A 15,028-nucleotide genomic window follows, 5' to 3' on the forward strand; every position below is an offset into this window, starting at 1 on the left:
CATGTTGTTACCTTTAAGCCGGGTACGGCAGCTATCACTTTTACTAACATCCATCAATGGACCAAGCAGCAGCTGTTAATACGAAGATAGATTTCACCCAATTATTTAAGGCAATGCCGGGTGCCTTTCTGATTCTATCACCCGACTTCCAAATACTTGCCGCCACAAACGGTTATTTAGATGCTACCTCAAAGAAACGGGAAGAGATAGAAGGGCAATTTCTTTTCGATGCCTTCCCTGACAACCCCGCAGCTTTGCCCAAAAAGCTTTCTGATAACCTGCACACCTCCCTGCTAAAGGCTCTCAAGACAAAGCAGGAGCAGCGCATCGATTCTAACCGTTACGATATTCCTCTTCCTCAAGAAAAGGAAAAAGGGTTTGAGGAGCGCTATTGGCAGGTTATAAACGCTCCCGTTCTGACAGAAGCAGGCGATGTGGCCTATATTCTACACGAAGTGCGCGACATTACCGAGAAAGTATTCGCAGAGCGTGAATTCGCCTCCACTCAAGACAACCTGATGATCATGTCGAAAGTGGCTGGCGCTGTAGTATGGGAATGTGATGTACCCGTCAACAAGCTGGTCTGGAGTGATAACTATAAAGAGATTTTTGGCTATGCCGACAGCGACCTGGTTACAACGCTGGATGTGTGGGACGAGCAAGTGCACCCTGATGACTTCCCGCAGCTGCGCGACAGCCTGAACAACGCGCTCTTGACCGGGCAAAAGTCATGGACTGGCGAGTACCGCTACCGCCGCGCAGACGGAACTTACGCGAATGTGCTTGATCATGGCTATATTTTCTATGACCCACAGCAAAAGCCACTGCGCATGCTGGGCTCTATGGTAGATATAACCAACCAGAAAAAACACGCACACAAGGTAAAGGAGAGCAACGAACGCTTCGAGCGCATAGCCATGGCCACAAATGACGTAATATGGGATTGGGACCTAGTAAACCAGACCGTGTGGTGGAACGAAGGTTTTAAGACTTTGTTTGGGTACGATGACGCGGTCCTTCAACAGGAGCCAGGACCTGAATCGTGGACAAACCGCATTCACCCTGATGACATAGCCGCTGTCAGCGACACCATCCATCATACAATAGACCATGGCAGTGTATGGCAAGCGGAATACCGCTTTCGCTGCCAAAACGGCGCCTATAAGCTGGTGCTTGACAAGGGCTACGTTATCCGGAACGAGAAAGGCGAATCGGTGCGCATGGTTGGTGCCATGGTGGACATAACGGAGCAACGCGAAACCGCCCTGAAGCTACAGGCATCTATGGCCCGCACCAAAGACATTCTGGAATCGCTGCCCCTGATGACCTGGACAGCAACCCCTGATGGCAACGTAGATTATTACAGCTCCCGCTGGTACGACTATACAGCTGCTAGTTTTGATAAGCTCAGAGATTGGGGATGGGGGCACTTTATTCACCCGGATGATTGGGAGATGACGAAAAAAGTATGGTTAGATTCCCTGAAAGATGCCTCTCCCTTTTACCTTGAAAACCGCTGGCTTAGTAAAAACGGCGAATACCGCTGGTTTCTGGCCCGCGCGCTGCCGATCTACGACAGTGACGGCAACATTACCATGTGGGTCGGCTCACATACCGACATAGAAGAACAGAAGCAGATGATGCTGAAGCTGGAGGATAGCAACAGTAAATTTATGATGCTGGCGGAGTCTATCCCTCATATTGTGTGGAGCGGAAACCCTGACGGACATGTGGACTACTTTAACCAACAGTGGTACAACTACACCAAAATGACGCAGGAGGAGACATTGGGCTTCGGCTGGGGACCATCGCTGCACCCCGACGACCAACAATCCACTGTGGATGACTGGCTGCACTCAATGCGCACTGGTGAAAAGTACGAGCGTGAGCTACGCCTCCGAGATATTTATACAGATGACTACCGCTGGTTTCTGGCCCGTGCCCTCCCTCACCGCAATGCCGATGGAGAAATAGTTAAGTGGTTCGGAACAGCCACTTACATACATGAGCAAAAGTTGCTCCGCGAGAAAGTAGAGGAATCCGAGAAGCAATTTCGGTTCCTAGCTGAGTCTATTCCGCAGCTGGTCTGGACTACGCGCCCGGATGGATACACGGATTATTTTAACAAACGCTGGTATGAGTACACCGGCCAAAAATTTGAGGATAGCTTCGGTGAAGCTTGGAATACTGTGCTGCACCCCGATGATCAGAAACGCGCCATGGATCGCTTCCAGTATTCTCTCCGCACCGGTGAGTACTATGAAATAGAGTACCGCATCAAGAATGGCTATAACAACACTTACCGCTGGTTCCTGGGCCAGGGCATGCCGATGCGCGATGAGAAGGGGAATATTATCAAATGGTTCGGCACCTGCACCGACATCGAGGACCACAAGCGCGCGGAGGAGGAGCTGGTGGAAAAGAACATCGAACTAGAACGCATCAACCAAGACCTGGACAGCTTTGTATACACAGCCTCTCATGACCTGAAACTGCCGATCATTAACATGTCCGGCATCTTTGACGAGTTGATGAACGACGCAACATTCAACGACCCGGATGCCCCGAAGCTGATCGAAATGTTCAATAAGTCTTTAAAGCAGCTGCACAACACCATATATGACCTGAGTGAGGTAGTGCGTATCCAGCGCACGAAAGACCATAAGCTGGATGACATAGACCTTAACGAAACAATCAAGGATGTGCTGACAAGCGTACAAGATCAGGTTGATGGCATGGGGGCCAAAATCTCAGTCGACTTCTCTGCTGTAGATAAAGTGCCGTTTACACGCTCCAGCCTGAAGAGTATACTTTATAATTTGGTCAGCAATGCCTTAAAGTACCGCTCCCCGGACCGTGTGCCGGAAATCAGTATTGTATCTGCCGTTAAGGCTGATTACATAGAACTGAAAGTACAGGACAATGGACTGGGCATCGACATGAATAAACATGAGAGCAAGCTATTCCAGATGTTTAAGCGCTTCCATAACCATGTAAAAGGTTCAGGGCTAGGATTATACATTGTAAACAGGCTCTTAAGCAACCACGGCGGCTATATCAACATCGAAAGCTCCGTGAACGAGGGTACTACCTTTTACCTATACTTTAAACTGAAGAAATAACACAGATACCGAACATGAGAAAGCTGAATACCATACTGCTGATCGATGACGATGAAACAACCAATTACCTGAATCATCGCCTGCTCAACCGCCTGGAGGTAGCCCAAGATATTAGAGTAGTAATGAACGGCGAAGAAGCCCTGGATTATCTGGAACACGCCTTTGCGAACGTGGACGGCTATCCCCGCCCTAACCTTATCTTCGTGGATATTAAGATGTCTGTGATGGATGGATTTGAGTTTTTGGAGGAGTATCAGAAATTCACGCCCGAACAGAAAGGCGATACTGTTATGCTGATGCTTACTTCCTCAGCCAGCTTCTATGACCTCGAAAAGCTGAAGCATTTCCCGGACGTGCGCAAGCACTACTCCAAGCCGCTGGCCGAAGGTGACGTCCGCGAGATTATGCAGGAGTATTTTTAGCAGCTATTTTATACTTGCTACAGTAGCGGCACCCTTACTGGTAAGGGTGCCGCTACTGCTTTATACTATGCCCGCTCTTTAACTATAGTTCTTGCATTACCGTAAATATAACCCCACACTGTTGTGGGTAATATTTTCACGAACATACAAAAGACACAGATAAAGCTATGGCAGATGAACAACGCAATCGCAATAACCAAGAGATAGGTAAAGACCTGTATAAGAAGGACCAGGAAAAATGGGGCCAGCAAGGCCAGCGCTACGGTTACCGCGGCCAGGATGACCGCCAGTGGGGCGAAGGCAATTATTTCCATACCGGCCCAAACCCGCGTGGCGCTCAGGACAGTAACAAGCAGAAGTACGGTGACAATTACCAACATGACCGCCGTTCTACTTATGCCCAGGAGCGAAATGCTCACCTACGCGATCATTATGGCAGCAAGCAAGGCAGCGCCTATCGCGAAGATAACCAACAGCTTAACTACGGCAACCGCGGAGACCAGGGGCATAGCATGCACCGTCCGCAAAGGTCAGGAGGCTCATTGCAAGGCAACTACAACGACATGAACGACCACCGCAACGAACCGTGGCGCGAAGCTCCGGGTAGCCAAAGCCGCTACAAAGAAGATGATTACCGCTACGGCAGCGGCTCTCATAACTGGTACCGCGAGGGCCGCTACACACCAGATAGCGACGCAACAGCACCATACCCACGCGATAACCGAGGCTTTATGGACCGCATGAAAGATACCTGGAACGATATCTGGCACTCTGACGACCCGGAGTATAGCCCGCGCCACCAGCACCAGAGTGGGGCTGACCGTGTAGATTCGTATAAACGTTATGGCTCAGAGCCTTACCGCGACCGCGACTTTGACAGAGGCTACGAAGGAGGCCCTCGCTGGGCAGACGAAACAGACTCAGGCAAAGACAGTGACTATAACAATACCGACAGGAACCAACGCTATCGCCGCTAAACCGTATTGCTTTATTATATTAGGTAGATTTGGTAGTAGATTAGTTTTAGTTAGAAACAACAAAGCCAGTTCCCTCGGAGCTGGCTTTGTTGTTTCTGGCTTTTTTGCGTATCTTAAAAAGGAACATCCTGATTATCATGCCGTACACTTAGAAGCTACAGGCCTTTCAGGATTATTTTTTGACCATTTAAGAAACACAGCATGCAGCACGAAGAGCAAGATCCAAGACACCCGCACCATTGGGAACACCAGCGCCACCGCCGCCACCCGCACCCGGAGCACTTTAACGACTTCAGGAGCCGTTGGGGAGAGCCTATGCCGCCTGTTAACCGCCATCCGCAGGACTGGCATCCGGAAAACACAGACCGATTTGAGCAAGAAAACCGGAGGCTCAACCGTGAAGAGTGGCTACCTGAGCAGCAGCATTACCGCCAGCAGCAGCACCATCGTATAAACGAGCAGCACCCGCACGAGCCTATTTGGCGCCAGCGCGATGTGCACTTTGACCCAAGCAACCAGCGTGCTGAAGACCGTTGGTCCGAAGATCCACTGATGCCGCACCCGCACCGCAGGCCCCAGCGCCATTACGATGGCTTTTGGCAGGACTATGAAGATTAACTATGTTTTGCTGAAAGGGTAAAATGTTAAAAGCCGGTTATACCGGCTTTCGTTTTTTCTGGCCACTTATACTGCTAAAACAACCTGCGCAGGCCTACCCCCACTGATATCAACTCAGGCAAACCCGGCACAAGGTTTACCGAAAGCTCCGTATCCTGCTTTAGTTTATAGTTATACTCAAACTCACCGCCGTACCAGTAAAACCTGTATTGCCACTGCCCATGCCGGTTAAAGTAGCCGTCGTCTCCGTAGCCTTCTAGGGTGTTCCAGTCTTTGCGGTAAACCAATGTGGGGCCAAAGCCGCCGTTTACAGAATGCCTGCCGCTGCGGAAAAGTATACCCCGAAAACCCAAATGAGTAAAACCGGCTAACTCAGCGGCACAGTCAGCATACAGGCCTTGCTCGGCACGAATGCTGACCCTATCTTGCAGTACAAAGCGCTCATAACCTACTATAGCCCCCAGGTTTAGCACAAAAACGCCGTTCTTATCTAATCGGTTTGGGAATAATTTGGGATCCTGGCTTTCCTTAAGGTGTGTGGAGAGCCCGAAAAACTTAACTGTTACAGCATTTTTATAGACAGGCTCCTGCTGTTGGGCCCAGGCCGGTAACTGCAGCAAAAGTAAAAGCAGCCACAGCAGCATGTTTGGCAGTGTAACTTGGTATATCATTATTGCTTTATACTTGATCTGTAAAAGTTAGTCTTTCAAACCAGGCAATTCTATTTAAATTTATACTTTGTATTTTTGCAGGGATGGAGGAACTGGAAAGTTTACTGCAGCGCGTGCGCGCCTGCCGCATCTGCGAAGAACACCTGCCGCTGGGGCCACGCCCTGTGCTGACAGCCAGCAGCACCGCAAAGCTACTGGTGGTAGGGTAGGCTCCTGGCACTAAAGTGCATGCCAGCGGCATCCCCTGGAACGACCAAAGCGGCAAACGCCTGCGGCAGTGGCTAGGCCTGGAGCCGCAGGTGTTTTACGATGCCAGCAAGGTGGCCATTATACCGATGGGTTTCTGCTACCCCGGCAAAGGCAAATCCGGGGATCTGCCGCCCCGCCCTGAGTGTAGCCTGCACTGGCACCAGCAATTGCTGGAACAGCTGCCGAATATCCAACTCACGCTGCTCATCGGCAAGTATGCGCAGGAGTACTTTTTGGGAGATCAGGCCAAGCCTACTTTAACTGAAACCGTAACCAATTGGCACCAATACCTACCTTCTTACATGCCCATGCCCCACCCTTCGCCGCGCAATCAGTTCTGGCTTCGTCGCAACCCATGGTTTGAGGCCGATGCCATACCGTATGTACAGCAACTTGTGAAGTCCATTATCTAAGAGTATACGTATATTCATTTTCTGTAGTACATTACCGAACACGCCCTAAGTCCATACTTGCTATATGATAAACTACCCCTCAAGCAAACTGCCAGATGTTGGCACCAGCATCTTCACGGTTATGTCGGCGCTTGCTAACGAGCATAAGGCCCTAAACCTGTCGCAGGGTTTCCCGGATTTTAATTGCCCGGAGCCGCTGATAAACCTGGTGACAAAGTATATGCAGGAGGGTTTTAACCAGTATGCGCCCATGCATGGCATGCCGCAGCTGCGCCACAAAATCAGCCTGAGAATAGAGAAGCTGTACGGTTACCTTCCGAACCCGGACACAGAGATAACAGTTACCTCCGGTGCCACAGAGGCCTTGAATGCTGCCATCACCGCCGTTGTTAAGCCCGGCGATGAAGTGGTGGTACTGGAGCCTTGCTACGATAGTTATGCGCCAGTTATCCGGTTGTGCGGCGGTTCCCCTATCTATGTGCCGTTGGCGCTGCCAGATTTTTCAGTGGATTGGGATCAGGTGAAGAAACGACTATCGCCTCGCACCCGCATGATCATCATCAACACACCCCACAACCCCACTGGAGCCGTTATGACACGGCAGGACATGGACACGCTGGCCAATTTGCTGGACGGCTCGGATATACTGGTGCTGAGCGATGAGGTGTATGAGCACATGGTGTTTGACGGGCAGCAACACTACAGCGCCTTACAGCACCCGCAGCTCCGCGTGCGCAGCTTTGTAGTTTCCTCGTTCGGTAAAACATATCACACCACCGGCTGGAAAGTGGGTTATACCATCGCGCCGCCACAATTGACTAACGAACTGCGCAAAATGCACCAGTTCATCACTTTCTGCACCGCTACTCCTTTTCAACTGGCCATTGCAGATTTTATGGATCAGGAGGGGCATTATCTCGGGTTGCCGGACTTTTATCAGGCTAAGCGCGATTTCTTTGTGGAGCAACTGCAGCAAAGCCGCTTTGAGCTCACTCCTTCGGCAGGCACTTATTTTCAGCTGGCTAAGTATAGCGGCATCTCCAACGAGTATGACCTGGATTTTGCCAAGCGTCTTACAACTGAAACTGGCGTAGCGGCCATCCCTGTTTCCGCTTTTTACCATGATAAAACAGATAACAAGTACCTGCGCTTCTGCTTTGCCAAGAGCGAAGAAACCCTTAAAGCAGCCGGAGAGAAGCTAGCTAAACTTTGATCAATAATTGTTAATTGTTTTAACTCTCGTTCATGAACCTACGCGTTACCATAGTACAAACGGAGCTGCACTGGCAGGATGCCGAGGCAAACCGCAACATGTTCAGCGAAAAGCTGGCCAATGCCGCCCCTAAAACCGACTTGATAGTGCTGCCCGAGATGTTTACCACCGGCTTCAGCATGAATGCAGCCGATGTGGCAGAAGAGGCCAACGGCACCACGCTGAACTGGATGCAGCAGGAGGCGAAGCAGCACCAGGCGGTAGTAACAGGAAGTGTGATGGTGCGGGCGGAGGAGCAGCATTTTAACCGGCTTTACTGGGTGCGTCCCGACGGCAGCTTTGCCACCTACGATAAGAAACACCTGTTCCGGATGGCCAAGGAGCACCATACGTATACTTCTGGCAAAGAGCGGCTGCTAGTGGAGCTGAACGGCTGGAAAATTTGCCCGTTGGTGTGCTACGACCTGCGCTTCCCGGTTTGGAGCCGCAACACAGATAGTGCCTATGACCTGCTGCTGTACGTAGCCAACTGGCCCAAAATACGCCGCCAGCCGTGGCGCACGCTGCTCCAGGCCCGCGCTATCGAAAACCTGGCTTATGTGGCAGGCGTAAACCGCGTAGGCACCGACGGCAACAATCACCCTTACTCCGGCGACTCTGCTATCATTCACCCTAAAGGTTACCATTTACTAGAAACAGCCGAGGTAGAGGGCATCCATACTTTAACTTTAAGTAAAAAAGAGCTGGAAGATTTCAGAGAGGCGTTCCCGGCGCATTTAGATGCCGACAGGTTCAGTTTGGAAGGGTGATTTACGTTAGCACCAGAGGCTTAATAAAGTTGCTATACCGGGTCCAACCACCCCTAACCCCTCCTTGTCTAAGGCGGAGAATTTTACCCCGCCCCAGCCCTCCTCTTTTCTCGAGGGCCTCTACCCCCAAAACAGGGGCGGGAGTTCGGTTCAAGTTGCATTAGCGGTGGCTATCGAAAACGGTCCCAGCCTTTCCGTTGAGCGCCTTGTATTGATGCGGCGCCCGTAAGGGCAGCCTGCAGCGGAGCTAAAGAGGGCCCCTACCCCCGGCAGCTTCAATACACCGCGCGATGCGGGAAGACGAGGCCTCCCTTAAAGAGGGCCCCTACCCCCGCCTGGAGAGAGCCAAAGCCAGAGCTGGAACGAGCAGGATCTAGAGCCTTAGATGAACGGTAGCTAGCAAGTATAGCCTGTATCAAACTGAAGAAAACAGCAGCAACAAAGTATAGCCATAGATGGTATGAGCTGTTAACCAGCACTAGCCCGCAAGTACAGCCATAACGCTAAAATCATACTTCCAGAAACTGCCTCACCGCCGGCACTACCTCCTCCTCCCGCACTACCTTTAAGTCTACATGCGGGCGTGCAGCAAAGATGCGCTGGAGGCGCGGGTGCTGGCCCTGCAGCAGTATCAGCCGCTGCTTTCCCTCTACAAACAGTTCCTCCAGCAGCGGCATCAGGCTATTTAGGTCAGCAGTGTTTTCATCAGACTTTATACTTACCACCGCACGTTCAGACTCCCGGAGCAGGCGCAGGGCGTAGTGCTGCAGCAGTTTATCAGAAGCAGCATCCAGGTCAAGTACAGAGACGGCAGGCATACTTTGGCGCACCTGCTTCACCACCGGCTGATGAAAGGCTGTGCTTACTGCTAAATCAACGTATAAATATGCCTGCATCAGCGTACTATCAATCTAACAGAAGTATGGCTGCCGCTTTCGGAGCTAGCCCTCACAAAGTAAATACCAGCCTGCAGCCCCTGCACCTGCAAGGTATGGGTATGGGTATACTTGTTAGGATGGCTGCGGTAGACGCGCTTGCCCACCGCATCGTATACTTCCAGCTGCACCGGCTCCGAAGCCTGTACTTTTACTGGTGTTTCCTGGTTGTTGTCGTGCGGGTTAGGATATACCAGCAACGAGAGTTTTTCACCTGCACCTGTGCCCGCCTTGTAGCCTGAAGTTTGCTGCAGCAAGTATAAACCACCGCCTCTAGACCCCAACACCAAGTACAGTTTGCCTTCTCCGCCTAGAGGCGCTGCTGCTATACTCAGGCCGTTGCCCAACCTGGTAGCCTGCACCTGCTCCGTTAGCTCGTTTTCCAGCACTTCTGTTTCGGCAGTTAAGGCAGTAGTTATACTTTGGGTGATGTTTTGGAAGATGCGGAGTTCGCCGCTTTCATCCACTGTCAACAAATCTAGTGCGCCGTCGCCGTCTATATCATACACGAAAGGATGCAGGTAGCGGCGCTCAAAATTATAACCGATTCCTCCAAAGCTGCTGTTCTCCAACGTATAAACCGGTGCCGAAGCCGTGCCTGTGTTACGGTAAAACTCCAGGTTGCTGGCCGCTTTGCCTAACAGCAAATCCAAGTCGCCGTCGCCGTCCAGGTCTGCAAAAGCGGGCGAATCGCTGTGGGCTGTTTTTAGCAGCTCCTGCTGCTGCGCCAGGTCATAGGCTGCTGGCTGGCCTGTGGCTGCCAGGTTGCGGAGCCAGGTAATGCGGGTAGTGCCTTCGCTCTTTGCTGTAAGCACAAGGTCTGGTTTGCCATCACCGTTCACATCGGCAAAAAGAGGTTTTATACTATAAAGCTGCTGGCTGTGCAGTTTCAGGAAGTCGTCGGTTACCAACTCAAAAGCCGGATCGGTGGCAGTGCCGGTGTTGCGGTAATAGCTGATGGAGCCGCTGTAAATGCCGTTTCGGTAGCTGGCATCGTTCCCGACCAGCATATCCAGGTCACCGTCGCCGTCCAGGTCTGCAAAAGCGGGGTAAGCGCCTTCGCTCAGGTCAATCATATGGCCCTGCAGAAAATCATCCTGCACAAAACTGAACTCAGGCTTGTCGGTTGCGCCCAGATTGCGGTAAAGCCAGGTGGAGCGCTGAAAATCCATGTCTGTTATTTCAGCATACGCCTGTGGCGCCACCAAAAGGTCAGGCACGCCATCAAAGGTGACATCCTCATAATAAGCCGCCGGAAAAAGGTTAAAACTGGCAGGCTTGCTGGTCGGGAACACAGGTGTGAAACCGTTCATCAGCGCCTGATTGCGGTCGCCTTTGTTTTCCATCATCACCAGGTTATCACAGGCTACGGCTCCCATCAGTAGGTCTTTATCCCCGTCAGCATCGGTGTCTATCAGCAGCAAAGAGGAACCGTCGTGACCGGAGTGCATGGGCGCGTTTGTACTCTCTCCCTCACGCATCTGGCAGGTTTGCCCGAACTCAAAGCTGTTACAGCCTTCACACTCCGTAATGCCGCCCCACCAGTCAGTTTGCTGCTCAAACTGCAGCGACCCGCAGGCAAGCCCCTGCTCGGCCTGCACGTTGCGGTACAGCTCCAGGTAATAGCCTTGCGCAAAATGGGAGATCAGGATATCCAGGTCGCCGTCGCCGTCTATATCCGTAATGGTAGGTACATCAGCACTGTTCATCTGCATGTTTACCCTGCCGTTTTTATAGCGCAGGGCGTCGGTTGCCAAAGTAAACTGAGGCTGCCCTCCCGGCTCCTGCACAAAAACCCGTATGCCCAGCGGAGAACTGGTAAAGATGTCTTTCAACCCATCGCAGTTGTAATCGCGCAGCAGCACCCAGTAATCCAGATCATCCGGAAAAAAGCTTTCATACTCCGGCGCATACTTGTACCGCCACTGCCCCGCCTCCTGCACCGCCAGCCAGGTGTATACTTTGCGCACCTGCCTATCAAACGCAAACAGGTCTTCCTGCCCGTCTTGGTTCAGGTCTATGGTGGAGAACTGGGGCGTATTTAGGCCTCCGCTCCACGGGTTTAGAAGGTCTTTTGTTTGCGTAGTTACAGGTATATCCTGCGTCATCCGGAACCGGAGCGGCTCCTGTTGCTGCGCCTTAGCGCCAACCGTTGCAAAAAGTATAAACAGAAGCGGGATCCAAGGTTTCATAAGCGTAGGTTTGGTGCCAGGTACGGCTATAGGCTATTTTGATGAACGAGACACAGCCTGCTGTCGTTTATGTTTATTTGAATGTATATTGCCATCGTATTAAGCCTCTATACTTTTGATGTACCAGGCTTGACGGCGAGCATCCGATTTAAGTTAAAATTACGCATTTCATGCAGAATAAAATTGAGTTTCTATACCAAAAATACCTGGAGTGCCACCACGTGAGCACCGATTCCCGCGCCGACCAGGACCAAAGTATGTTCTTTGCCTTGAACGGCTCTAATTTTAAAGGAGCAAAGTTTGCCCAAATGGCCTTAGAGAAGGGTGCAAGATTTGCCGTGGTGGATGACCCAGGTATGGCTTCGGAAAATGTGCTTGTGGTGGAGGACACGCTGCAGGCGCTGCAGGATCTGGCGCGCCACCACCGCCGCCAGTTAAGCATACCGGTTCTCGGCATTACGGGCTCTAACGGCAAAACCACCACCAAAGAGCTGATTTATGCGGTGCTGAGCCAGAAGTTTAACACGCTTTACACGCAGGGCAACCTGAACAACCACATCGGGGTGCCGCTCACGCTGCTGCGCATTAAACCGGAGCACGAGATGGCCATTATCGAGATGGGGGCCAACCACATCGGGGAGATTGCGCTGCTGTCAAGTATAGCCCAGCCAACGCACGGCATGATCACCAACATTGGCAAGGCGCACCTGGAGGGCTTTGGCAGTCTGGAGGGCGTGGCGCGTGGCAAAAGCGAACTGTATGTGCACCTGCTGGAGCATGGCGGCACCGTTTTTATCAACACCGGCAACGAACACCTCATGCGCATGAGCCGCCGCATAGAAGATAAAATAACTTACCCTGCACCAGCCGATTACTACTACAGCGAATTGTTAGAAGCATCGCCTTACGTGGTTTACAAAGATGAGGAAGACAATGTGGTGCAGACGCAGCTGGTGGGCAGCTACAACTACGAGAACATGGCCGCCGCCGCCTGCATCGGCAAGTATTTTGGCGTGCCATTGCAGCAGGCAAACGAAGCCATTGCCAACTACAGTCCGGTAAACAACCGCTCGCAGGTGCTGCAGAAGGGCAGCAACACCATTATTCTGGATGCCTACAACGCCAACCCTACCTCTATGGCCGCCGCTGTGCGCAACTTCGGAAGTATGCATGCGCCAAAGAAGGTAGTTATACTTGGCGATATGTTTGAAATGGGTGCAGAGAGCGAGGCCGAGCACCGCGCACTGGGCGAGGTAGTGGCCGAGCAGCCTTTTGATACAGTTATACTTTGCGGTAAGGATATGAAGTATGGCGCAGAGGTAAATGAGAGCTTTTTATACTTTGAGACGAAGCCGGAGCTGCAAACCTGGCTGCGCAAGAACCCGGTAGCGGAGAGCTATGTGCTGATAAAAGGCTCACGGGGCATGGGGCTGGAGACGCTGGTGGAGGAGCTTGGCTGATAACTGTATGCTATTTATTCTGAACGAAAAGGGGCAGGAGCAATAAAACTCCTGCCCCTTTTGCTGTTTAGGAAGGCAACATGCTTCAGGTTTCTATGTTACTTACCCTCCTTTTTCAGCTCTATTTTGCAAACAAAAAGCCCTGTAAAAGCATCTAAAATCATTTCGAGGCGGGGAAACTGTAAAAAGGCATGCTGCTTTACATATAAATATTTTTATATTTATATGTATTATTCGCATATTTTCACATAAAATTTTTAGCCATGAGAAACAAGCTACTACTACTCACCCTCCTACTCTGCTTCTGCTAACTGGCGAAAGCGCAAACACAGGATTCTATTTTTTATAGGCACTCGTTAGGGGTAACTGTAAACCCGATTTATGATGCTGATGGCTTCACAGCCAAGCATCCCACTGCATTAGGGTTGATATACAGGCATTTGTATAAGTAAAGCAAAGCCATTAGGTTGGGCGCTTCTGGGGCTTATGACCAAAGAACATATTTAACAACCCACCAAGAACATCCTGCACCACAAGATTCTCTTGTTAGCACTAAGTTCATTGAACTTGCAATAGGGTATGAGTGGCGAAAGCAGCATAATGAACTAATTTCTTTAGGCATGGGGATAGATGCTTCTTCATATATATCACGCAAGCATGAAGAAGTGGATAACATTTTAATTGGAGACAACACTTTGATCCGCCAAAAATACGAACAGGATTTCAAAACAAGTGGCTATGGTGTACAGCCATTCCTAAACCTCCAGTTAAAACTGACTCCTCGGCTTTTTTTAGCAGCAGAATGCAAGGCATCTATAATGTACAGCAAAACAGAATATACCGCTGCAGGCACACAAGGTAGTATAGATGCACGCCCTGAAGACAGAGGAACACTATTTGGAGGCGATAAAAGGGAGAAGTTTACCACCAGCATAAAACCAATATCCTCGCTTCAGTTAAACTTCAGACTATAAAACTCAACAAACTTAAATATAAAACAGATGTACAAACTTAATCTACTGCCAAGCATTAGGTATTGCCTATTACTCCCTTTATTATTTTTTACCCACTATACTTTTGGGCAAGTTCATGGCTACACTACAGTATGCCCTAATGAGGAGGTTTCTTATACCGATGATAATGCTCCCAATGGAACGGCTACTTGGACGGTTACAGGAGGAACATTTACCTCATCGAGTTCAGGGAATGATTTAAAAACTGTGAAAATCAAATGGAACAACACTACTACACAAGGTGCTGTTAAAATTACAGTGCCAATCACAGACAAACCTTCTTACACTAAATCATTAAATGTGGGCATCAAATCCGTGAACGGCGAAACACCCAATCCCATTCGGGCATTTCTTGGTAGTGTGGAGCAGCCGGTGAACTCCATCAACGGTAGTCGCACATTTAAATTGGAGTGGTGCGAAGGAAGAACTTACACGTTCATCTCCCAAAGACAAGAACTTTCCTAACACGAATGTGCCTATAGACCATTACCTGTGGGACCTGCCGACGGGCTGGACTGTCGCAGATAACAGGGCCTACTGGAACGGCAGCAGTTACGAAGATATAAAGGTCATTCCCGCTAAGGGAGATGGCGGCACCACAATTAATAAAGTAAGGGTGCGTGCCTACAGCAAAACTTGCAACACATCTTATAACTACGGTTCTCCGCTGTCTTACGTTAGTAACGAGGAAGTTCTATATATTGACCGTGAGCCACAACTCGGCAACATTACTGCCTCCCGAGCAAGCCTACACTGCGGAGACAAAAGCTCTATTACATTTTCGGTGCCTACCTTGCCGAATGCTGCCTACTACACATGGCCTTTACCCGCTGGTTGGTCTATCTCTGGCTCTGCCGATGCCAGCACGGTAACCGTAGTGCCTAGCGGCCAGAGCGGCGGGCAAGTTTCGGTGGCAGCCACATAACCTGCAGCA

At 50.7% G+C, this 15,028-nt stretch carries 14 protein-coding genes and 1 pseudogene; 12 read left to right on the plus strand and 3 right to left on the minus strand.

The window, feature by feature from the left end; all coding sequences use genetic code 11:
- Positions 1 to 56: 56 nt before the first annotated feature.
- The 4 genes from Q1B04_RS12050 (at position 57) to Q1B04_RS12065 (ending at position 5,139) form a co-directional block, all read left to right on the plus strand.
- Positions 57 to 3,122, plus strand: coding sequence for a PAS domain-containing protein (locus Q1B04_RS12050; RefSeq protein WP_299759065.1), 3,066 nt, complete (start codon positions 57 to 59; stop codon positions 3,120 to 3,122).
- Between the two features lie 14 nt (positions 3,123 to 3,136).
- Positions 3,137 to 3,544, plus strand: a complete 408-nt coding sequence (locus Q1B04_RS12055) for a response regulator (protein ID WP_299759066.1) — start codon at positions 3,137 to 3,139, stop codon at positions 3,542 to 3,544.
- A gap of 167 nt (positions 3,545 to 3,711) precedes the next feature.
- Positions 3,712 to 4,521, plus strand: coding sequence for a hypothetical protein (locus tag Q1B04_RS12060; RefSeq protein ID WP_299759067.1), 810 nt, complete (start codon positions 3,712 to 3,714; stop codon positions 4,519 to 4,521).
- A 201-nt stretch (positions 4,522 to 4,722) separates the two neighbouring features.
- A complete protein-coding gene (locus tag Q1B04_RS12065) occupies positions 4,723 to 5,139 on the plus strand; it encodes a hypothetical protein (protein ID WP_299759068.1) in 417 nt (138 codons plus the stop codon).
- Between the two features lie 74 nt (positions 5,140 to 5,213).
- Here the strand turns inward: Q1B04_RS12065 and Q1B04_RS12070 are convergent, their stop codons facing one another.
- Entirely contained in the window at positions 5,214 to 5,810 is a 597-nt protein-coding gene (locus tag Q1B04_RS12070; RefSeq protein WP_299759069.1) for a hypothetical protein, read from the minus strand.
- 83 nt (positions 5,811 to 5,893) lie between these two features.
- Here Q1B04_RS12070 and Q1B04_RS20020 point away from each other — a divergent pair, with 83 nt between their 5' ends.
- From Q1B04_RS20020 to Q1B04_RS12085, 4 genes and pseudogenes are all read left to right on the plus strand, one after another.
- A complete protein-coding gene (locus tag Q1B04_RS20020; RefSeq protein ID WP_366524680.1) occupies positions 5,894 to 6,019 on the plus strand; it encodes a hypothetical protein in 126 nt (41 codons plus the stop codon).
- Positions 6,020 to 6,031: 12 nt separating this feature from the next.
- A pseudogene (locus Q1B04_RS12075) lies at positions 6,032 to 6,472 on the plus strand (uracil-DNA glycosylase family protein); the annotation flags it as partial.
- A gap of 64 nt (positions 6,473 to 6,536) precedes the next feature.
- A complete protein-coding gene (locus Q1B04_RS12080) occupies positions 6,537 to 7,685 on the plus strand; it encodes a pyridoxal phosphate-dependent aminotransferase (protein WP_299759070.1) in 1,149 nt (382 codons plus the stop codon).
- Positions 7,686 to 7,717: 32 nt separating this feature from the next.
- Complete coding sequence (locus tag Q1B04_RS12085; RefSeq protein ID WP_299759071.1) at positions 7,718 to 8,494, plus strand: amidohydrolase; 777 nt, start codon at positions 7,718 to 7,720, stop codon at positions 8,492 to 8,494.
- A 509-nt stretch (positions 8,495 to 9,003) separates the two neighbouring features.
- On the opposite strand, the gene Q1B04_RS12090 is transcribed toward Q1B04_RS12085, so the two are convergent.
- Positions 9,004 to 9,390: a hypothetical protein gene (locus Q1B04_RS12090; protein WP_299759072.1), complete on the minus strand. Its 387-nt coding sequence runs from the start codon at positions 9,388 to 9,390 to the stop codon at positions 9,004 to 9,006.
- Positions 9,390 to 11,621, minus strand: coding sequence for an FG-GAP-like repeat-containing protein (locus Q1B04_RS12095; protein ID WP_299759073.1), 2,232 nt, complete (start codon positions 11,619 to 11,621; stop codon positions 9,390 to 9,392). Before Q1B04_RS12095 ends, Q1B04_RS12090 begins: the two co-directional genes overlap by 1 nt.
- A 170-nt stretch (positions 11,622 to 11,791) precedes the next feature.
- On the opposite strand from Q1B04_RS12095, the gene murF reads away from it, so the two are divergent.
- From murF to Q1B04_RS12115, 4 genes are all read left to right on the plus strand, one after another.
- Positions 11,792 to 13,081, plus strand: a complete 1,290-nt coding sequence (gene murF, locus Q1B04_RS12100; protein WP_299759074.1) for a UDP-N-acetylmuramoyl-tripeptide--D-alanyl-D-alanine ligase — start codon at positions 11,792 to 11,794, stop codon at positions 13,079 to 13,081.
- 467 nt (positions 13,082 to 13,548) lie between these two features.
- Positions 13,549 to 14,055 (plus strand): hypothetical protein, encoded by a 507-nt coding sequence (locus tag Q1B04_RS12105; protein WP_299759075.1) that lies wholly within the window; start codon positions 13,549 to 13,551, stop codon positions 14,053 to 14,055.
- A 27-nt stretch (positions 14,056 to 14,082) separates the two neighbouring features.
- Positions 14,083 to 14,559 carry a hypothetical protein gene (locus Q1B04_RS12110; RefSeq protein ID WP_299759076.1) on the plus strand — a complete coding sequence of 159 codons (477 nt, stop codon included), beginning with the start codon at positions 14,083 to 14,085 and terminating at the stop codon, positions 14,557 to 14,559.
- A gap of 7 nt (positions 14,560 to 14,566) precedes the next feature.
- On the plus strand, positions 14,567 to 15,019 hold the full coding sequence (locus Q1B04_RS12115; RefSeq protein WP_299759077.1) for a hypothetical protein: 453 nt from the start codon (positions 14,567 to 14,569) through the stop codon (positions 15,017 to 15,019).
- Positions 15,020 to 15,028: the final 9 nt, after the last annotated feature.

Source organism: uncultured Pontibacter sp., assembly GCF_947495565.1.
Lineage (GTDB): Bacteria > Bacteroidota > Bacteroidia > Cytophagales > Hymenobacteraceae > Pontibacter.

Excerpts from the sequence above, each read along its gene's own strand:
- Q1B04_RS12050 (WP_299759065.1), top strand. The coding sequence starts at position 57 with ATGGACCAAGCAGCAGCTGTTAATACGAAGATAGATTTCACCCAATTA.
- Q1B04_RS12055 (WP_299759066.1), top strand. The coding sequence starts at position 3,137 with ATGAGAAAGCTGAATACCATACTGCTGATCGATGACGATGAAACAACC.
- Q1B04_RS12060 (WP_299759067.1), top strand. The coding sequence starts at position 3,712 with ATGGCAGATGAACAACGCAATCGCAATAACCAAGAGATAGGTAAAGAC.
- Q1B04_RS12065 (WP_299759068.1), top strand. The coding sequence starts at position 4,723 with ATGCAGCACGAAGAGCAAGATCCAAGACACCCGCACCATTGGGAACAC.
- Q1B04_RS12070 (WP_299759069.1), bottom strand. The coding sequence starts at position 5,810 with ATGATATACCAAGTTACACTGCCAAACATGCTGCTGTGGCTGCTTTTA.
- Q1B04_RS20020 (WP_366524680.1), top strand. The coding sequence starts at position 5,894 with ATGGAGGAACTGGAAAGTTTACTGCAGCGCGTGCGCGCCTGCCGCATC.
- Q1B04_RS12080 (WP_299759070.1), top strand. The coding sequence starts at position 6,537 with ATGATAAACTACCCCTCAAGCAAACTGCCAGATGTTGGCACCAGCATC.
- Q1B04_RS12085 (WP_299759071.1), top strand. The coding sequence starts at position 7,718 with ATGAACCTACGCGTTACCATAGTACAAACGGAGCTGCACTGGCAGGAT.
- Q1B04_RS12090 (WP_299759072.1), bottom strand. The coding sequence starts at position 9,390 with ATGCAGGCATATTTATACGTTGATTTAGCAGTAAGCACAGCCTTTCAT.
- Q1B04_RS12095 (WP_299759073.1), bottom strand. The coding sequence starts at position 11,621 with ATGAAACCTTGGATCCCGCTTCTGTTTATACTTTTTGCAACGGTTGGC.
- murF (WP_299759074.1), top strand. The coding sequence starts at position 11,792 with ATGCAGAATAAAATTGAGTTTCTATACCAAAAATACCTGGAGTGCCAC.
- Q1B04_RS12110 (WP_299759076.1), top strand. The coding sequence starts at position 14,083 with ATGTACAAACTTAATCTACTGCCAAGCATTAGGTATTGCCTATTACTC.